We start from the raw sequence: 19,514 nt of genomic DNA, 5'->3' as shown, positions 1-19,514 counted from the left end.
GCCTTATACCCAGATCCCTGCAATGAAGGCAGATATGCCTGTAGAGCCATTCCAGGCTTTCCCAAAGGAGTTTCATATCCGTAGGAAAACGCATATGGCTCTCATAGCATGTGGCATCGGTCATACACACATGAAGGTTCTCAAGATAAGGTTTCCAGTGTGAGGACAGCACTTCCTGGAGGGAATCAATGTCAAGACGGGATGCTATTTCATTGCGGATGGCACTGACTATCTTGTAGTTGGTTATGGGGAAAGACGGATTTATCATGATTCCGCAGAACATCTGGTAGTGTATGTTTCCGTTAAGATGTTCCACCAGCTGTCTGTCAGAGAAGCCGGTGTACGCCTTCAGGACCATGAGGGCAATCTTAGCCGAAGGACTGAAGATGTTCCTGCGTCCCAGTCGCTGTTCCGACAGGCCCATAGTCTTTGCCATACGGTCAAATGGGAACACGGAATGAAGCCTGCCAAGCTCACTCTCATGAAAACTCTGGTTCATCCGACATTTCGCGTGATGCGGCAATCATGCAGTGCATATAGCCTCAATTCAAAGTATCGTTCATCCCTAAATCCATATGCCGTTCTCTTCATGACCTTTATCTTGTTGTTGATGCCTTCTACCTTTCCGGTTGATATATGGCAGTCATACCATGCGAGTATGCCTGTCCTGTGTGCCGTTACCGTAGTTGCCATCTTCACCAATTGCGGCACTTTGCTCTCCCGGGCTTGCTTTACCCAATCCGTCATGCCCCTTTCGGCATCGTCCTTATTGACCTGCATCCAGATTTCCCTGAGCTGTTCTTTCAGGTAGTATGCCTGCGACAGGGGCTTGTTCATATCCAGCGCGTTGTCAAGCCGTGTCTTATACTCCTTGTCGAAGATATCCGCCCCATTACTCAGTAACAGGTATCGCGTACCTTTCAACACCTTGCGTTTGTTGATGTCTTTTTCCATGTGGTATTGCACCCTACGTATTTCATCCAGTTTCTCGTTCATAAGCTTTACCACATGGAAATGGTCAAACACGTGCACCGCATTCGGGCAATTCTCATATACAGAGGAGATGAAGGCGGCGGAGAGATCTGTTGCAATATACTTGATGCCAACGCCTTTTCTTCTGATCCGTTTCCAAAAGCCATCCAGGGCGTCTGCTCCTTTGCCGTTACCGACATAGAGAATACGGCCACTCTTTAGGTCAACCACGATTGTCTTGTACACATGTCCTTTCCTGACCGCAAATTCATCTATGCCAATGCTGTCCACTCCTTCAAGGGAGGGAGGCGCGTAATGGTATTCAAGATGACGCGTATGGATATCCTTGACGGTATCCCAGGATACGCCCAGGAGATTGGCTGCGTCTTTCAAGGTCATGCTCCTTAACAGGTCGACTACATATTTTGCGAAACGATGGGTGTAACCGCAACTACCCGTGGCAAAGGGTATGCTCTCCTGACGGTCATAATCACAATCCTGATTCTTGCACTTATAGCGTTGGACTTTCATGCGGATTATCACCTTTTTGCCGCCTATCGGGAGTCCTATAAAGTCACGAACTCGAAAACCGTTCTTGACCAATTGGCGATGCCCGCACTTAGGACATTCTTTCTTCCGCTCTTTTGCTTCAATATGTAAGATAATTGTATTACCTTTGTATTCCTCACGAGTGCATTTGTGGTTATATAACCCCCAAGCATGATATAGAAAACTGCTGTTCATTACTGTACATTTGTTTGTGCTTATTCAAATATACAATTTGTTCAGCGGTTTTTCTTCTTTAATAAACTATCACGCGAAATGTCGGATGAACCAAAACTCTTGCGATATTTTTCCAGAATATCAAATTCTGTAAAGCCCAAAGTAGGGTGAATTTCTGAAATATTTTGTATCTTAGCCATATCTTAGTTTGGGAATTTCCCCCGTTTTGGCTGCCAAACCTTAAATTCGGGGGAATGCCTAAAGATACAAAAAAGCCAACTAATTCGCAATACTTTATGTATGAATTAGTTGGCTAATTTTATACTATTTACTGAATGTCCCTACTGAATGTCCCTTTTTGGAAAGAAAGATTCCAATACTTCTGCGAAAGTTATGGAGGCTTTCGGCGGAAGTATTGGAATGATATCGCGTCTTTGATTTTAATCCTTATAGCATTCAGGAAGACGGCTTTGTACGGCTGAATAAGCTTTTTCCATGGTAATCTTGATGTCCTCCGGTCCTTGTCCCTGTGGATAGATTGGATCATGCATGGTGAGAATCATGCGGTGACGTCTGATGAAACCTCCGGTACGTGGCAATACCTCGAATGAACCGTCGATGGTTAGGGGAACAATGGGGAGCTGGAGCTCGTCTGCCAATTGGAAAGCTCCTTTTTTGAATGGTTTCATTTTCCCATTGAAAGTGCGGCTGCCTTCCGGAAATACGACCAGCGAAGTTCCGTCAATCAATGTATGGCGTGCTTGTTCAATCGTCTCCTGTATCTTCTTGGGACCGGATTTATCAACAAAGATATGCCCGGCAGACTGGCATGCCTTTCCAACAAAAGGAATGCTGCGGAGCGATTTCTTCATCATCCATTTGAAGTTACGTCCCAAAAAACCATATATCAGGAAGATGTCAAACGAACCTTGATGGTTGGCTACAAAGATGTACGATTGGTTGGTTTTGACCAGCTGGTTATTGTTGACCTTAATCGGGAGTAACAGGATACGGCAAATCAGTTGGGACCAGATCTTACCGGGGTAATACCCCCAAAAGTGCGCACTTCCGATGAATGAACCGACGATGGTGGTCAAAGCCGTCAGTAGAGTGAGGACTAGCAAGATTGGCAATGCAATGCATAGTTGATAAACGCGATATACTATTTTTCCCATGATTATGATATTCGATTTGGCTGCAAAGGTAATGGTTATTTCTGTTTTTTGTGTAGAGTTATTACAGTAATTTCGGGCCATGCGCCAAAGCGGAAGGGAAGCATAACTTCACCTGCGCCGATGTTGACGTAAAGGCCGCGTTCGTTTTCCAGATACATTCCACGATTCTCAGGGTAAAACCAGGAGGCAGGTGTAAATCCGAAAAGCAGGAACTGCATGGCATGGGTATGTCCGGCAAGCATCAGCTGTATATCGGTGTCGGGCAATACTTCACGACGCCAGTGGGTCGGATCGTGACTGAGTAGGACCTTGAACATTCCTTCCGTACCTTTCATCGCTTTGGGGAGATCACCTCTTTCCGGGAATGGAGGATAACCTTGATTCTCGACACCGATCAAAGCGATGCAGGTATCTCCCCGATGAATCAGTGCATGGGCATTGTTCAACATTTGCCATCCCATTCGGGCCTGACGTTGTTTGAGCTCTTCCAGATTGGCTGCCCGCTCACGGGGACTGTTCCATCGGATGTAGGTGCTATAGTCGTGATTGCCCAGTACGGAGAAAACACCGTCGGGAGCATGGAGCTGCTTGAGTATGTTTTCGACACCGTCCAATTCCGTGGCGCGGTGATTGACCAGGTCTCCCGTAAAGACAATGAGATCGCCTTGTTGTCGGTTCATGAGATCGACGAGTTCCTGGACACGACGGGGATAACCGGCAATGGTTCCGATATGCAAGTCCGAGAACTGTACGATGCGGTAACCGTCGAAGGCTTCAGGGAGATCAGCCGATTCGAACGAGACTTCTTTGACCTCATAGCGGTGCCATCCGCAAATAGTGCCGTAAAGTACCATTGCCATGCTGGACAGAGCGACAAACAAACCTGAAGCAGTACCGACTGTAGCTGCGGGTTTCCATAACCGTCGGGATGCTCTGCCAAGGAGAGAGAAGAGGCAGAACAACCCTTTGGGAATGGTAAATGCCATATAGACGATGACGAACAATCCTGTCAGATGGGTCTGTCGTGCACTGTAATCTTCGTGGATGACAAGGATGACCAGTGTCACAAGCAAGACGAGTGACGGCAGGAAGTAGAGTAACCGGAGCCACCATCGTCGGGTGAGATGGCGGATGTAAGCTGCATAGATGTACCAATCGGATAACACCATGCAGATTAATAAGAAGAGGGTGATTCGTTGAAGCATGATATTAGATTTACAGGTTATTTCTTTTCGCAATCCAGGGACTACTCACTTAAATTGGCGGCAAGGAACTTCCGCATCTCTTCGAGGCTCTTGCCTCGGCGGGATGCATAGTCGGCTAGCTGGTCTTCTCCAATCTTTCCTACGGCAAAGTAATGGGATTGTGGATGAGCGAACATGAGTCCGCAAACTGAAGCACGGGGATCCATCATACCGTTTTCCGTCAGGTGGATACCGATTTGCTTCATGTCCAGCAATTCATCGAGCAGGAAGGTGACGGATTGGTCGGGCAGGGAAGGATAGCCGACTGCCGGGCGTATGCCCTGATATTCTTCCTTCAGCAGTTGGGGAATGGTGAGCCGTTCATCCTTGGCATAGCCCCAGAACTCTTTGCGTACCTGCTCATGCAACCGTTCAGCGGCTGCCTCAGCCAGGCGTTCGGCAAGGACATGCACCAGCATGCGTTTGTACGGGTCGTTTTCGTAGAGTTCTTCCATTTCCTGGTCTACGGTTGTGGCAAATAATCCTACGGTGTCGGCGACTCCTTGTTCCATCGGGCGGACAAAGTCGCTCAGGCAGAGACAGGGGGCTCCGGGCTTTTTGACCGTCTGCTGACGTAAGAGGGGGAATACCGTCTCATCGTCAAGTATCAGGTTGTCTCCCTTGCTGTTGGCTTTACAAAGGCGGAATACACCGTGAACCTTGTAGTCTTCATCCAACTGCCAGAGCATGCGTTGGGCTTCTTTGAAAAGCTGCATGGCTTCGGCTGCCTTGGGACGGTCTTCTACCGGGAAGTCCGTCAGCCACATGGCGCGGCAGGCATCACATCCATGGACGTTGCCAATTTCGGCAAAGCGGGGTTGAAATCCCCAGGCATGGAAGAAATAGATCCAGTTGATGTAGTCGGTCAGTTCGTGAATTCTGTAAGTGATAGTCATAGTTGTAAATGTTGAGGTTGGGTTAAAAATAAATCGTATCAGTTTCGCTGGAAGCGGAGGGCTTGTCCGCGGCAGTCGTCGTCAATCTGTCCGTGGTTGTATACTTGCCGTCCGTTGACAAAAGTGCGTTCCACTCTCCATTGGAAAGTGTGCCCTTCCAACGGACTCCAGCCGCATTTGCTCAAGATGGTATTGCTATCGACCGTCCACGGGCTGTTCGGATGCACCAGGACCAGGTCTGCCTGGTATCCCGGACGGATGTAACCGCGTCCTTCGATGGCGAACAGGCGGGCCGGTGCATGACACATCTTTTCCACGACGTCTTCCGGACGCAAGATGCCGGCATCTGCCATTTCGAGCATGGTGACGAGGGAGAATTGCAGCATGGGCATTCCGGAGACGGCTTTCAGCGCTCCTCCCTCTTTTTCTTTCAGCAGGTGGGGGGCATGGTCTGTAGCAATGACATCAATCCGTCCGTCGGTCAGTGCACGGCGCAGTGCATCCCGGTCGGCAGCGCTTTTGATGGCCGGGTTGCATTTGATGCGTGTGCCCAATGTCGCGTAATCATCTTGTGTGAAATAGAGGTGTGCGACGCAGGCTTCGGCGGTAATGGCTTTCTGCTCCATGGGGGCGCTGCTGAAAAGTTCCAGTTCTCGTGCAGTGCTGACATGGGCGATGTGCAGGCGGGCTCCGGTCTCTTCAGCCAACCGGACTGCCAGGGAGGAAGAGCGGTAGCAGGCTTCGTCATCTCGTATTTCCGGATGGAACCGGACATCCGGGTCATCTCCGTAAAGTGCTTTGTAGCGACGGGTGTTTTCCGAAATGACGGACTGGTCCTCACAGTGTGCCACGATAATCATGCCTGCTTCCCGGAAGATTGTGCGTAAAGCTTCCATACGGTCCACCAGCATATTGCCTGTGCTGGAACCCATGAACAGCTTGACGCCGCAGACCTGATTCCTGTCCAGCTCTTTCAGCAGGGGGGCATTGTTGTTGGTCGCTCCAAAATAGAACGAATAGTTCACCCGGCTTTTGAGGGCAGCATCCCGGAATTTGTTTTCCAGGGCTTCCAGAGTGGTCGTTTGCGGATTGGTATTGGGCATGTCCATGAATGAGGTGACGCCACCGGCAGCTGCGGCACGACTTTCGCTCACCATGTCTGCCTTATGGGTCAGCCCCGGGTCACGGAAATGTACATGGTCGTCAATGACTCCGGGCATCAGGCAGGCACCTGAACCGTCGATGACGGTGTCGCATGCAGCACGGGGCTTTTCTCCGGAACGGAGTACTTCGGAAATCTTTTCGCCTTCGATGACGACGGCTCCGTCAAAGGTCTGTCCCTCATTGATGATGCGGACGTGGTCGATGAGTAATCTGTTCATAGGGCTTAGGATTGTTTACGTTTGGGATAATGTTTGAACCAGCTGTCAAGCTTCAGTTGGATGACGCCCAGCATGGCCTCACCAAAGATGCCTCCGCTCATTTTGGATGTTCCAAGTTCGCGGTTGATGAAGATGACCGGCACTTCCTTGATTTTGAATCCGCATTTGTAGGCGGTGAACTTCATTTCAATCTGGAAGGCATAACCCTTGAAACGGATGTGGTCGAGCGGTATGGTTTCCAGGACTTCGCGTCGGTAACATTTGAAGCCGGCTGTAGTATCATGTATCTTCAGTCCGGTAACGAAACGCACGTATTTCGAAGCGAAGTAGGACATCAGGACACGCCCCATGGGCCAGTTCACAACGTTGACCCCGCTGATGTAGCGGGAGCCGATGGCAACATCGTACCCTTCTTTTGCACAGGCATCATAGAGACGGGGCAGGTCGTTGGGGTTGTGCGAAAAGTCTGCGTCCATCTCGAATATATAATCATAGTGGTGCTCGATGGCCCACTTGAATCCGGTGATATAGGCGGTGCCCAATCCCAGCTTCCCTTTGCGCTCGATCATGAACAGGCGCTCGGGAAACTCACCTTGCAGGCGGCGCACGATGGCTGCTGTTCCGTCGGGTGAACCGTCCTCGATGACCAGGATGTGGAACTCTTTCTCCAGGCCGAAGACGGCACGGATGATGTTTTCGATGTTCTCCTTCTCATTATAGGTCGGGATAATAACAATGCTGTCTGCTGTTTGCATGTGACTTCTATAAATAAATGTATGTGTTGCAAAGGTAGTATAATCTCCAAAAATCATACACGGCAGACTGCTTTTTCTTTCTTGGGAGTGTCCTTGTTTCTCCCTTATGCATAGCTGTGCATGCCGCCGAGGAAATAATTCACCCCAATGTAGGTCATCAGGACGGTCAGGAAAGCGCCTGTCATATAGAGGTGGTAGTTCAGCGGACGTCTGAACCAAGGCAGCGAAGTGCCGTGAAGGGCGACTGCATAGCACAGGAAGCTGATGAGCGCCCAAACTTCTTTAGGGTCCCAGCCCCAGTAGCGTCCCCATGAGATATTTGCCCAAATGGCACCGACAAATATACCGATGCCCAGCAGTGCCAATGCGGGATAGAGAAACAGCCGGGAGATGACATGGAGTGCCTGTATGTGTTCGACATGCAGTGGTTGGTTGGGGCGGAAGAATTGCAATATCAGAGCAACGATACCACAGAGGAAAGTGAAGGCAAGCAAAGCGTATGCCATCATAATGAGCGAAACGTGCAGGCTCAGCAGCGGGGATGACAGTACCGGGACAAGAGGGGTAATCTGGGGATCCATCTGTCCGATGGAAGACACCAGCAAGAAGAAGCCGGCAAGCAGGAAACCGAAAGACAGCAGAAAGGGGAGGCGTTTGATGACCAGCAGGGTAATCAGTTGCACACACCAGGCAAGTACCAGCATTGTCTCATAGCCATTGCCCATGGGGATGCGTTGGCTGATGATGCCTCTGAGTATCAGGCAGGCGGTCAGAGCAAGGAATGAGAAGAGCAACACTCCGGTGGCTGCATGTTGCAGGTACCTGCCTTTGCGTACCGTGGGCGTGGTTTTGTGTAGCAGACGGATGAGATGTAGAATGAGCAAGACCAGTCCGACTGTCAGATTGATTTTGTAGAGAAGGTCTGAAAAGGGGATATGGTTATATAGACGTTCTGCTTTCAGACGGTGTTCAGAAGGCAATGAATGACCGCCGTATTTCTGTTGGTAACGGTCTACCTTTCCGACGATTTCCTTAAATCCATCTTCCTGACCGGGGACAATCCCAAGCAGATAGATGAGGTTGAATGCCTGATTGACAAAGAGAGCTTGTCCGCTTTCTGTTTCGATGGGTAGTGGGTCGACGGGGCTGTACCAACGGACGTTCCCTTTCGTATTGGTGGCAGGAAACATGCGGAGACATTCTTTGCGGCGCAGGGACATGATGAGTTGCAGGCGGTCGTCCATGTCGGTGGCAGCCTTTCCTTCCGGAGTGTTTTTCCTTGGGTCGTAGTTTCCAATGAGGTCTCCCAATAGATAACCTTGACTTGAAGAAAAGAAATCATCGACGGAGGCCCATTCCTTCAGTCCGGTAGCTTTGCGGAGGGCACGGCTTTTGACATGAATCAGCGGGACGTGGTCCCAGTCGCGTGTATAGAAGATAAAGCCTGTCAGTACTTGTTCGGCGGAATAGTGCTTGAAGGAGCGTTTGCCGCTAAGTTTTTTGGTGAAATCGATGGCAAATGTCTGGAGTGGGCATACCCGTCCATTGTATTCGATCAGCAGTTCACCAAGTTGTCGGGCTTGTTCTTCCGTCAGGGTGCGTGGCTTTTCTTCCTGTGCGTTGACAAGGCAGGGAAAAGCTGCAGCGAACAGGAGGAAGGCGCCCTTGCGCAAGACGGGATGTCGCAGTAGTTTGCGGAAGCTGCCTTTCGGGTCGGCGAGCATACCGAGCAGGGAAGCAAAGAGCAGGAAATAGCCGAGGTAGGTCACGGTTACGCCCCAAGGGTCTTTGTTCAGAGTCAGATAGCTGCCCCGTTCGTCGGAATCGTAGGAGGACTGATAGAAACGGATGTTCCGATAGGTGTAGATTTGGTTCATGGCAACCATGCCTTGTACGGTCGTCTGTCGTTGCATATCATTCAGGGTAAAGTGGCTGCGATAGTCGGCGGGAGCATTCGTCCCGCTGTGGTAAGTCACCTGGAAACGGTCCAGAATCAGGGTGAACGGGAGGGGACGGACGCGCTGTCCGCTGCCGGTCTCTTCCAGGTAATTGCTGACCGGAACTCCTTCGCGCAGATGGACAATTCCCCGACGTGCCGTGAGGAAAGTGAGCAGAGCGCCAAGCAGGATGATTACCAGAGACAGATGCAAGGACAGGCTGTACATCCGGTGGCGTTTGTGGCGGAAAAAGCAGAGCATGCCGGTGAGTGCCAGTATGCCCCAAAGCAGGGCAAACCACCACGAACCGTAGAAATGCTCCAGGACGAAGGGAGTGCCCCGGCTCTTTTCGATAAAAGTAATGATGCCCAGCAGGAGGATGAGCAGGTACAGGAGGAAGAAGGCTATGCGTTTCATACAGGGTCAGGTCAGGAGGTAATATAAAAGGTTGACGGGCAGACAACGGTATTCGTCTGCCCGTCAACGGTAATCAGATAGCCCGGATGAAGGCTACGACGGCGTCGCGGTCTTCCTTGGGCAGGTTATAGAATTTTTCTGCGGAACGGAAGGCATCGCTCTCACGGCTGTAGCCATGCCACATGATGGCTTCCACTTCGTTGCGGGCACGGCAGTCGTGCAAACGGTCTTCGGCTCCGGTATTGGCTTTGGAGAGGCCGCGTCCCCAAAGTGGAGTCGTGCGGCACCAGGCTCCGCGGATGTCATTCTTCATGAACAGACGATGCTGGATGAAGTCGGAGTAAGGCCAGATGGTCTGGTTGGCGTACTTGGGTAGTTCGCCTTGTCCCTTGACGACGGTGTCTGCCCAATAGTTGTCGCTGCCGGTCTTCCAGGAGGGACGGTGACAGGCGGTACATCCCATTTGGTAGAACAGTTCCTTGCCACGTTGCACCTGTTCGCTGTGCAGGTTGCGGGCACGGGGGACAGCCAGTCCGCGATGCCACACCATGAGCTCGTAGTAGTTGTCATCCTGCATCTCCGGCTTGAAGTTGTATACGTCGTTGTCAAACTGGTTGGTGTTCGGCGACAGCAGGGTCGCCACAGCCTTGGCTATGCCTTCGCGGGTGCCGTCGGCATAGTAGGGATGGAGCAATGACTCCTCGTCTTTGCCTTCTTTCAGGATGGTATTGATGACCTCTTCGTTCTCTGACATGGCTTTTGCCCAGGCATCCGTCGTGTAGAGCTTCGGACGGTCGGAACGGGTCACATTGGTGATGTTCCAGATGGCATTGGCTCCCGGACCGTCTTGCAGGGTGGCACGGGTCAGTGCGTAGGTGTAACGCTTGATGTGCGGAGTACGGTCGGTTGCATTGGCCGGATAGCCTGTGTACCATGCCGTCGAGGCCCAGTCGTTGGCGGTCGCATCCCACATGGCAGGATTGAGTGTGGCACCTGCGGAAGCTTCCGTCTGATATTGTTTCTTCAGCTCCTCTTCCGGGATGGCATCGATGAGTCCGGTCCCGTAAATACCGATGGTGGACTCCAGACGCACCTCGTAGTTCGTCGGTTTCGGATTGGTGTTGAAGGCTTCCTGGTCGATGGTGATTTCCGGATAAATCAGTTCATACGTTTCTCCGTCGGGAAAGGTCGTGGGCAGGGCGCCGTCCGTCGCAGTCTTCCATTCGAGATGGATGCCGCTCTCGTCAATTGGCGGAAGGAACGGATAGGAGGCACGGGTCTGGGGCATTCCTGTCACTTCGGTGATGTATCCTTGTGTGTCGGGATGGTAGACGACGAGCAGGTAGCCGTTGCCGTACTCATTGGCGTTGTAGCTGGTCACACGTTTCCCGTGACCGTATCCGGGATGGCAGGTGAGGCAGGCGTCGCGCGTCCATGCCGGACCCAGTCCGTTGAACGGCTTGGTGGTGGAGTTGAAGGTGCGCTCGAAGAAGGATTCTCCGAACTTGAACAGGTTCGACAGCCCCTGGTTGGTGACAGCCGGCGTCTCGTCTTCGTACGAATTGGACGCGATGTTGTCGGTCGTCCCCAGTTCACCGCCGGGATACCACTCTTCGGCTGTGAAGTTGCCTACTGCCTTGCCTACGTACGAATAGTCGTCGTGGGTGGCAGACGGCTCGTTGCCGGGTGTGTTGTCATCGTCGCTGCATGAGGCGAGGGCGAGGGCCAGGCAGCAACTGTAGAAGAAATACTTTTTGTTCATGGCTAGTCGTAGTTAGGATGTTTAGTTCGCCAGGATATAGTTGTTGATATCCTGGGTCACATTGCTCAGCTCGTTGCAAGCCTCGATGGCGGCTTGTCCGGCCGTGCGGTCGGTCTGTTCCTGGATGTAGGAGACGAACGGGTGGGGGATTGCCTGGATTTTGGCTTTCGCATTCTGGATGGCATTCAGCATGCGCGTGTCCAGCGTCGGATTGTACTTCTGCATCAATGCGTGGAGCGACTTGCTCTCGTCGCGGAGCTCCTCGCGGCCGCCCATGTAGGAGTTCTCGATGCTGACGATGTTGTCGGTAAAGTCGTCGAGCGACTTGTGGCTGTAAGGCGACTCAATGTAGTTCACGTCATCGCCACTGACCGGTTTGCCCAGTTTCGTGTTGCCCACTTCGTCGGAGATATTGATGCAGCCTGCCACGAGGATTTCGCTAATAGCTTCTTTCCAAGAAGCGAATCCATAGCCCGGCTTGTTGACGTTCAGCATCTTGTCCGTATAGGTATAGTCCTGGTCGACGACAGAGGCAGACCATTCGCACACGTTCTCCACGATGTCGATGTGGCTTTGGGGAGCTTGCGCATTCCAGGCACATTCCATATGGAAGCAACTGTTGCGCAGGTCGCGTGCCACCGACGTGGCATACACGATTTCATTGTAGCCGCTCAGGTTGTTCAAGTCCGGGTCGTTCCCTTTCAGTGCCTCGGCGGTGCGGGGTTCTCCGTCGCGGAAGAGTACGTATTCGATGCCGTGGAACCCCAGCAAGGTAGTGGCAAGCGAATTGGCATACATTCCGGTTTCGTCAGCCTCCATCTTGGCAAAGAGCAGGGTGTTGCTGAGCTGGGTCTTGAGTTCGTCCACATCGAGGGGCCAGGAGTCAATGTGCGGGTCGATGCCGTAGTCGCTGGCTGCACCGAAGAGGAATGCTTCACTGGTTTCGTAGTAAGAGCGGGCGCGCAGGAAGATGTCGCACACGTTTTTGATTTCGGCATCGGTCACCGTGCCGTTCTTCACTTTGTCGCGGAGGTCGGCAAGGCTGTTGGCGAGGCTTTCGGTCTCTGCGGCGAGCAGTTTGTAAGTCGGGTTGACGGTGGCATCGACGTACTGTTGCACGATGGTCTGCAATTCGTTGTCGGAAATCAGTCCGTCGGTAGAAGAAACCTTGTTGTCGTCGTCGCTACAGGCACTGAAACTGAAGATGCCTGCAAATCCCATCATCAGATAGAGGGGGAGTTTTGCTAATCTGTTCATGATGCTTTAGGTTTTATTGGATGTTTAACTTGGTTTGACGTGAGGATACTCTTGTCAGAGGAAGAAGCCCATGTAGGCGATGCCGAGCGACACGGAAGGTTCGTCGTTGTAGGCATGGGTAAAGAAGCGTTTGGCAAACTGCCCCTTGACCACAATCTGCTCGATGGGGTGGTAGTTGAAGCCGAAGGTCATACATTGGCGCCGGGTATAGTCATAGCGTGTCTGTGTGGCTTCTGGAATGCAGGAATCGTAGTAGTCATAGCGGCCGAAGACATACAGCTTCTGCTCTTTGTCCTTCAGTTTGTGCCACAGGGAGAAAAGGTCATAACCAGCTTCGATACCGATGGCTACCGCATTCTTTCCGACCGAAGTCTTGTCGTAGGGGGAGTTGTTCGAGCTGACGCCACGCTTGGCACGGGTGATTTCTGCGGCATCGCCCAGGTAACCGTAGTCGGCATTGCCGCGGACAATCCAGTTGTGGTCGTTGTACGTGAAGTCGAATGCACCGATGAGCACTTCGCCCTTCACTTTGTCATAGGGTTTGCCTGCACCTTCCTGGTCGTGCGGCTGCGTGTTGTGCATCGAGTAGCCGTAATAGCCGCTCAAGCCCATGCGCAGACCTTTGACGGAATAGTTGTCCACCCGGGCGGCAACGGCATACTTGTTGGCAACCTTGAATTCGAAGGTCGAGTGGTTGCCGTTCTGTATCCAGTTGTCGCGCGAGAACAGGAAGGCATCCAGTCCGGCGGTCATCTGCACCTCGTAGCGCCAGTCCTTGGCACGTCCCCAAAGGCTGACGCCCGTCTCGTGCCAGGTGCAGGGGAAGATGGTGGCTTCGCCTTCGGGGCGATAGACCGTGAAGAAGTTCAGTGGCTCGTGGTAGGCATTGGTCAGGCCGACGGGGACGATGATGTGTCCGGCACGGATGTTGAATGCGTCGCAGAACGACTTCTCAATCCAGAACTGTTCCAGCTCCACTTCGCCGCCTTTCTCCACTTCCTGTTCCCATTCGCCCGCCTCCTCGAATTCCTGTTCGTGAGAGCCGCCGCTGCCGCCATGTTCAAACTCGATTTCCGTTGACACCTTCCATCCTTTGCCAAAGTCATAGGACAGATAGATGACGGCATGCGGGATGTCGAAACGTCCGTGGCTGGGGTCGTTTTTGTAATCCCCGGGCCGTGTGTAGCGGTAGACATTGTCGCTGTAGAAGTTCCGTGAATAGACGGCTTCACCATAGCCTCCGATGCGGAGGCGCGATGTTTTCCGGGGACTCTCTTCTTTTGGATTGCTCGATGAGGCTTCCGTCTTCGCTCCGTCGGTCTTCCCGTCGGCTACATCCGACGGATGGGCAGATGCCGACAGGGCACACAGAAGGCAGGAAGCAAACAGCATACTGGTTTTCATAATCGTGGTTTCTACTTTTGTTGAACTTTTCGGTTGCAAAAGTAGTGCGTCGGAAGGCTAGGGGACAATACCTAAAAGTTGGTAATTTATGAATCAAAATGATAACAAATGGGTATTGGAAAAATGAAACGAAAAGCAAAGAAATGAATGGATAGTGATTTGTAAAATAGATTTTTATGGAAATAATCACTCCGTGTGGGAGAGGAGGGTTTAATCGCAACGGACGCGTCCGTGAAAACAACAATTAGCTAAATAAATGTTGCGTGAAAGGAATGGATGATAACGATTTATGTAAAATAAAACGAACGCATGTTCTCCTCCCGAAGGGGATGGAAAAAGAAGATGCCTCCCGACGGGTGGCGACTGTGCCGTGGGACACGTCTGCCAGGCATCGGGAGGCATCTCTCGGGGAGAGCGGGACCTTATTCGAACATCTTCAGACGTCCGTCCAGCGGGAGGAAGGTCTTTTCGTCGGGTTTGCACTCGGGGCTGCCGAAAGGCATCTGTGCCGTGAGCTTCCACGATGCCGGCAACTGCCATTCGCGGGCTACGGCCTCATCGATGAGCGGATTGTAGTGTTGCAGCGAGGCACCCAGTCCGGCATCCTCCAGCATCGTCCATACGGCAAACTGATGCATGGCGGTGCTGTGTTCGGAGAACGTCGGGAAGTTATCCTTGTACAGGGGGAACTGTTCCTGGAGCTGCTTCACGGTGTCCTGGTCTTCGTAGAACAACACCGTGCCGTAACCCGAGGCAAAAGCCTGGTCGATTTTCTCTTCCGTCTTGACAAAGGCATCGGCGGGAACAAGGGGACGCAACGTGTCCTTGACAATCTGCCAAAGGCGGTCGTGCTGTTCGCCCAACAGGAGGACGAGGCGTGCCGACTGTGAATTGAAGGCGGAGGGCACATGCAACAGGGCGGTCTCCATCAGCTTGTGCAATTCCTGATGCGATAAAATTTCACGTTTGCCCAGCCGGTAATACGTCCGGCGGTGGGTCATTGCTTCTCTAAAATTTCTTTCCATACGTTATGTGGGTTAAAGTCGGCGGAAAGATAGACAAAAAAGAAGTGCAGACAAGACCGGGACCCTGACTGCACTTCTCTTTTTAAGTTATGAAAGCGTATTATAATACTTTCTTATATAAATCCAGAATGATTTCTTCCGTCACCTCACGCGGATTGCCCGGCGTGCAGACATCCTTGATGGCAGAAGCGGCAAGCTTGGGAAGGTCTTCCGCCTTGATGCCCAATTCAGATAAATGTTGAGGAATGCCCACCTTGACGGACAAGGCTTTCACCGCATCGACGGCTGCACGGGCGGCTTCCTCGCGGGTCATGCCGTCCTTGTAGACCTGCATCGCCTTGGCAATGTCGACATACTTGTCGAGGGCTGCCGGAGCGTTGAATTCCATGATGGTCGGCAGCAACAAGGCGTTTGCCACACCGTGGGGGATGTCGAAGATGGCACCCAGGGGATGGGCCATGCCGTGGACTACGCCCAGACCGACGTTGGAGAATGCCATGCCGGCGATGTACTGTGCCACCGCCATACCGTTGCGTGCTTCGGCGTTGGTCGGTTCGAAGACGGCGGTTTCGAGGTAGCGGGCAATCATTTCGATAGCCTTGATTTCAAACATGTCGCTCATTTCCCACGCGCCCTTGGTGATGAGGCCTTCAATGGCATGCGTCAGCGCGTCGAGTCCGGTTGCGGCGGTGAGACTCTTGGGAAGCGTGTACATCAGCTCGGCATCCACGATGGCAATGGCGGGGATGTCGTTCGGGTCGACACAAACCATCTTCTTTTCGTTCGCCTCGTCCGTGATGACGTAGTTGATGGTGACTTCGGCAGCCGTGCCGGCCGTAGTCGGGAGCGCAATGATGGGGACGGACTTCTTCTTCGTCGGGGCGACACCCTCCAACGAAACCACGTCACTGAACTCCGGGTTGTTCGTGATGATGCCAATTGCCTTCGACGTGTCGATGGACGAGCCGCCGCCGATGGCAAGGATGAAGTCCGCACCCGACTCGGCAAAGGCTTTCACGCCTGCCTTCACGTTGGCAACCGTCGGGTTGGGCTTGATGTCGCTGAACACGACATAGGGGATGCCTGCCTGTTCGAGCACCTTCAGTACCTTGTCTGCCACGCCGAACTTTATCAGGTCTTTGTCGGTTGACACGAAGGCTTTGTGCAGTCCCAGACGTTCGATTTCCTGCGGCAACACCTCGCGGGCACCCGGACCGAAGTAAGAGACTTCATTCAAGATAAATCGGTTAATCATGTTTTGTTGGGTTTTATAGATGTGAATAAATCAGATTTCAGCAAAGGTTTGTGCCGCAAAGGAACGAAAAAAGATTGGGTTGCCCAACAGTTGTTGGGATTTATGTGTGCGGTGTGAATGGTTGTTGTGTGGATTTCTTACACAGATTCCACACCGACGGCGGGGGAACTGCCGGATGCGCGGAATGTGTAAGCAGCGGAAAATGCGCCGGTTATCCTCTCCGGTCGTGCGGAGCCTGCGCTTTTGGTACGTCCTTTGCCCGACGTTTCCCGGAACTATCTAAAATCAGTATCATGAAAAAGAATCACAAATGGGTTTTGTTCAGCCTCTTGGTGGTGGCTTCGCCTGCGGCACTCTACGCCCAGGGTGAAATGCCGGCACCCGGGAAATCCTATGAAGTGGAAGAAATCTTGCAGAACGGGAAAAAGCGTGTCACGGGACTGGTCACCGACAAGCATGGAGAGAGCATCATCGGTGCATCCATCACCGTGAAGGGCGACCCGAAAATCGGAACTACAAGCGACCTCGACGGACGGTTCATCCTCGATGTGCCTCCACGGTCAACGCTTGTGGTTTCGTACATTGGCTACACGACACGCGAAATCCGTGTGCACCGGCGCCTCAACAATTATCCCGTTGTCCTGGAGGAAGACAACCAGTTGCTCGACGAAGTGGTGGTCGTGGGTTACGGCACGGTGAAGAAGAGCGACCTGACCGGCTCGGTCTCTACCGTCGGAGCGCGTCAGTTTGAAGAACAGCCTGTCAAGAATGTGGCGGACATCCTGCAGGGGCGTACCGCCGGCGTCGAAGTGACGTCGAGCAGCGGCATGCCGGGTGCAGGAGCCAAGGTGCGCATCCGCGGAACAACCTCCATCAACAAGAGCAGCGACCCGCTCTATGTCATCGACGGCATCATCTCGTCCAGCGGACTGGACGGCTTGAACCCGCAGGACATCCAGTCGATGGAGGTCCTGAAGGACGCATCGTCCACCGCCATCTACGGTTCGCGGGGAGCGAACGGCGTCATCCTGGTGACCACGCGCAGCGGACGGGAGGGACGTGCCCGCATCACCTTTGATGGCAAATGGGGCATCTCGAAGGTGCGGAAGAACTACGAACTGCTCAGTGCCTACGAGTATGCACAGGCACTGAACGACATACGAGGCTCGCAGACGATTCCTGCCGAGGACCTGGAAGCCTACAGGAACGGCACGAAGGGCATCGACTGGCTCAACCTCATGACGCAGACCGCGCTGACACAGGACTACAGCCTCGGCATATCGGGCGGCAGCGAGAAGGTGCGTTACCTGCTGTCGGGCAACCTGCTCGACCAGGAGGCGGTCACCATCAACTCCACCTACAAGCGGTACGGCTTCCGTGCCAACGTGGATGCCGACGTCCGCCCCTGGCTGACCGTGTCCGCGAAGCTCAACGGCGCCGTCATCCACCAGGCGAACGGGGCGCCCAGCTGGTTCCACATCCTCAGCTTCTCGCCGACGATGGAGATGAAGGACCCCGAAACAGGGGTTTACAACCGAGACCCTTACAACCTGGCAAACGCCAACAATCCCTACGGCGTGGCGATGGAGAATTACAGTGACTCCTACAGCTACAACCTCAATGCGAACCTTTCTTTGCTTTTCAAGATAGCCAAGGGGCTGACCCTCTCCGTGCAGGGAGGATATGACTACGACCACAGCCCCTCGTACTCCTTCTCCTCGAAACTCATTGCGCCGGGAGCCATCAACAGCATGAACAACACCAGCAACATGCACCGCTACTGGCAGAACACCAACAACCTGACCTATCAGGGAACCTTCGGGGACCATACCCTCTCGGCAACCGCTGTCTGGGAGCTGAGCCAGACCATCGACACCGGATTGCAGGCAGGAGGCTCGAACCTGAACAACGAGAGCGTCGGTTACTGGAACATCGGCAATGCAGCCGTCCGCAACGAGAGCAACTCCTACTCCGAATCGTCGCTCGCCTCGGGCATCGTCCGCGCCAGCTACGATTACAAGAAACGTTATTTCCTTACAGCCGCCCTGCGCGCCGATGGTTCGTCGAAATTCCAGAAGGACCATCGGTGGGGCTGGTTTCCCTCGGTGGCGCTGGCGTGGGACGTGGCACGCGAGCCTTTCATGCAACGGCAGAACCTCGTGGAGCAACTGAAGCTCCGCGCCAGCTACGGCGTCACCGGAAACCAGGCAATCTCCTCCTACAGCACCCTCGGCATGCTGTCATCCACCTCGTATGGCTGGGGCAGCACCTCGGGATACACCGGATACTGGGGCAATCAGTTCGCCACACCCGACCTGACGTGGGAGAAGACCTACCAGTATGACGTCGGACTGGACGTCAGCCTCGGCGGAGTCAACCTCTCGCTGGACTGGTTCAAGAAGCGGACGGTCGACCTGCTCTTCCAGAAACAGGTGCCGCGCTACAACGGGGGAGGAACCTACTGGGTGAATCAGGGCAAGCTCGACAACACCGGCGTGGAACTGTCAGTGAACACCTTCCCCGTGAAGCGGAGCGTCGTCTGGGAAACCAACTTCAATGCAGCCTTTGTGAAGAACGAGGTCATCGACCTTGCCGGAAACGACTTCGTCCTCAACGCCAACTACAGCGACCTGGGCGGATACATGCAAATCATGAAGCCCGGATACCCCTTGGGCTCCTTCTACGTCTACCGCTGGAAGGGATTCGACGAGAAGGGGGCGAACCTCTACCAGAAACAGGACGGGACGCTCACCACCACACCGACCTCCGACGACCTCGTCGTCAAGGGGCAGGCGAGTCCCGCGTGGACCTTCGGCTGGAACAACAACGTGACCTGGCGCAACTGGACACTCAACGTCTTTTTCACCGCAGCCACCGGATACGAGCGGTTGAACATCAGCCGCTTCATGACCTCCTCCATGACGGGCGTCACACGCTTCATCCGTCTGCATGACGCCTACTTCAAAGGGTGGGACTACGTGCAGGACAAGGCGGACGCACGTTACCCCAGCCTGACGAACCCTGACAATAAGAACTATGCCAACTCCGACTTCTGGCTGGAGGATGCCTCGTTCATCAAGCTGAAGAACATCAGCCTGTCCTACCACATCCCGCGCAAGTTCACGCGGATTGCAGCCATCCAGCTCTCGGTCAGCGCACAGGATGTCTTCACCATCACCGGATACAAGGGCATGGACCCCGAGGTCTATGCGGGATACGACGGACTGGACTATGGCGCCTATCCCGTGCCGCGGACCGTCACCTTCGGCGTGAAACTCAGCTTCTGATTGACTAACCCAAACACGAATCC

General features: G+C 53.3%; 14 protein-coding genes and 1 pseudogene. 1 reads left to right on the top strand and 14 read right to left on the bottom strand.

All coding sequences use genetic code 11. The features are described 5' to 3' along the window. The 14 genes and pseudogenes from C8275_RS09695 to fucO all read right to left on the bottom strand — a co-directional run. Positions 1 to 490: pseudogene (locus C8275_RS09695) on the bottom strand (transposase); the annotation flags it as partial. A 5-nt stretch (positions 491 to 495) separates the two neighbouring features. Further along, positions 496 to 1,716 (bottom strand): ISL3 family transposase, encoded by a 1,221-nt coding sequence (locus tag C8275_RS09690; RefSeq protein ID WP_106483757.1) that lies wholly within the window; start codon positions 1,714 to 1,716, stop codon positions 496 to 498. Positions 1,717 to 1,757: 41 nt separating this feature from the next. Beyond that, positions 1,758 to 1,895, bottom strand: coding sequence for a hypothetical protein (locus C8275_RS09685; RefSeq protein ID WP_234395740.1), 138 nt, complete (start codon positions 1,893 to 1,895; stop codon positions 1,758 to 1,760). A gap of 240 nt (positions 1,896 to 2,135) precedes the next feature. Then, positions 2,136 to 2,870 carry a 1-acyl-sn-glycerol-3-phosphate acyltransferase gene (locus C8275_RS09680; RefSeq protein WP_022384589.1) on the bottom strand — a complete coding sequence of 245 codons (735 nt, stop codon included), beginning with the start codon at positions 2,868 to 2,870 and terminating at the stop codon, positions 2,136 to 2,138. 35 nt (positions 2,871 to 2,905) lie between these two features. Beyond that, positions 2,906 to 4,075: a metallophosphoesterase gene (locus tag C8275_RS09675; protein ID WP_106484980.1), complete on the bottom strand. Its 1,170-nt coding sequence runs from the start codon at positions 4,073 to 4,075 to the stop codon at positions 2,906 to 2,908. A 41-nt stretch (positions 4,076 to 4,116) separates the two neighbouring features. Next, positions 4,117 to 5,010, bottom strand: a complete 894-nt coding sequence (locus C8275_RS09670) for a vitamin B12 dependent-methionine synthase activation domain-containing protein (RefSeq protein ID WP_106484979.1) — start codon at positions 5,008 to 5,010, stop codon at positions 4,117 to 4,119. Between the two features lie 38 nt (positions 5,011 to 5,048). After that, the gene (locus tag C8275_RS09665; protein ID WP_106484978.1) at positions 5,049 to 6,392 is read right to left on the bottom strand and encodes a dihydroorotase; all 1,344 of its coding nucleotides are present in this window, start codon (positions 6,390 to 6,392) and stop codon (positions 5,049 to 5,051) included. A gap of 5 nt (positions 6,393 to 6,397) precedes the next feature. Then, entirely contained in the window at positions 6,398 to 7,147 is a 750-nt protein-coding gene (locus C8275_RS09660) for a polyprenol monophosphomannose synthase (RefSeq protein ID WP_106484977.1), read from the bottom strand. Between the two features lie 104 nt (positions 7,148 to 7,251). Beyond that, complete coding sequence (gene ccsA, locus C8275_RS09655; protein ID WP_106484976.1) at positions 7,252 to 9,501, bottom strand: cytochrome c biogenesis protein CcsA; 2,250 nt, start codon at positions 9,499 to 9,501, stop codon at positions 7,252 to 7,254. A gap of 73 nt (positions 9,502 to 9,574) precedes the next feature. Next, positions 9,575 to 11,263, bottom strand: a complete 1,689-nt coding sequence (locus tag C8275_RS09650; RefSeq protein WP_106484975.1) for a di-heme oxidoredictase family protein — start codon at positions 11,261 to 11,263, stop codon at positions 9,575 to 9,577. Positions 11,264 to 11,284: 21 nt separating this feature from the next. Continuing rightward, entirely contained in the window at positions 11,285 to 12,520 is a 1,236-nt protein-coding gene (locus C8275_RS09645; protein WP_022384582.1) for an imelysin family protein, read from the bottom strand. A 54-nt stretch (positions 12,521 to 12,574) separates the two neighbouring features. Then, complete coding sequence (locus C8275_RS09640) at positions 12,575 to 13,927, bottom strand: hypothetical protein (RefSeq protein WP_106625794.1); 1,353 nt, start codon at positions 13,925 to 13,927, stop codon at positions 12,575 to 12,577. Positions 13,928 to 14,346: 419 nt separating this feature from the next. Next, positions 14,347 to 14,949, bottom strand: coding sequence for a nitroreductase family protein (locus tag C8275_RS09635; protein ID WP_106484974.1), 603 nt, complete (start codon positions 14,947 to 14,949; stop codon positions 14,347 to 14,349). Positions 14,950 to 15,049: 100 nt separating this feature from the next. Next, positions 15,050 to 16,204: a lactaldehyde reductase gene (gene fucO / locus C8275_RS09630; RefSeq protein ID WP_106484973.1), complete on the bottom strand. Its 1,155-nt coding sequence runs from the start codon at positions 16,202 to 16,204 to the stop codon at positions 15,050 to 15,052. A 293-nt stretch (positions 16,205 to 16,497) separates the two neighbouring features. Between fucO and C8275_RS09625 the strand changes: the two genes are divergently transcribed. Beyond that, on the top strand, positions 16,498 to 19,491 hold the full coding sequence (locus C8275_RS09625; RefSeq protein ID WP_234395739.1) for a TonB-dependent receptor: 2,994 nt from the start codon (positions 16,498 to 16,500) through the stop codon (positions 19,489 to 19,491). Positions 19,492 to 19,514: the final 23 nt, after the last annotated feature.

Source organism: Bacteroides sp. Marseille-P3684 (genome assembly GCF_900291465.1).
GTDB lineage: Bacteria > Bacteroidota > Bacteroidia > Bacteroidales > Bacteroidaceae > Phocaeicola_A.
Note: the sequence above shows the minus strand (reverse complement) of the source record. Positions and strands in the feature narration are given on the sequence as shown.

Excerpts from the sequence above, each read along its gene's own strand:
- C8275_RS09635 (WP_106484974.1), bottom strand. The coding sequence starts at position 14,949 with ATGGAAAGAAATTTTAGAGAAGCAATGACCCACCGCCGGACGTATTAC.
- C8275_RS09670 (WP_106484979.1), bottom strand. The coding sequence starts at position 5,010 with ATGACTATCACTTACAGAATTCACGAACTGACCGACTACATCAACTGG.
- C8275_RS09645 (WP_022384582.1), bottom strand. The coding sequence starts at position 12,520 with ATGAACAGATTAGCAAAACTCCCCCTCTATCTGATGATGGGATTTGCA.
- ccsA (WP_106484976.1), bottom strand. The coding sequence starts at position 9,501 with ATGAAACGCATAGCCTTCTTCCTCCTGTACCTGCTCATCCTCCTGCTG.
- C8275_RS09625 (WP_234395739.1), top strand. The coding sequence starts at position 16,498 with ATGAAAAAGAATCACAAATGGGTTTTGTTCAGCCTCTTGGTGGTGGCT.
- C8275_RS09650 (WP_106484975.1), bottom strand. The coding sequence starts at position 11,263 with ATGAACAAAAAGTATTTCTTCTACAGTTGCTGCCTGGCCCTCGCCCTC.
- fucO (WP_106484973.1), bottom strand. The coding sequence starts at position 16,204 with ATGATTAACCGATTTATCTTGAATGAAGTCTCTTACTTCGGTCCGGGT.
- C8275_RS09685 (WP_234395740.1), bottom strand. The coding sequence starts at position 1,895 with ATGGCTAAGATACAAAATATTTCAGAAATTCACCCTACTTTGGGCTTT.
- C8275_RS09690 (WP_106483757.1), bottom strand. The coding sequence starts at position 1,716 with ATGAACAGCAGTTTTCTATATCATGCTTGGGGGTTATATAACCACAAA.
- C8275_RS09660 (WP_106484977.1), bottom strand. The coding sequence starts at position 7,147 with ATGCAAACAGCAGACAGCATTGTTATTATCCCGACCTATAATGAGAAG.
- C8275_RS09675 (WP_106484980.1), bottom strand. The coding sequence starts at position 4,075 with ATGCTTCAACGAATCACCCTCTTCTTATTAATCTGCATGGTGTTATCC.
- C8275_RS09665 (WP_106484978.1), bottom strand. The coding sequence starts at position 6,392 with ATGAACAGATTACTCATCGACCACGTCCGCATCATCAATGAGGGACAG.
- C8275_RS09680 (WP_022384589.1), bottom strand. The coding sequence starts at position 2,870 with ATGGGAAAAATAGTATATCGCGTTTATCAACTATGCATTGCATTGCCA.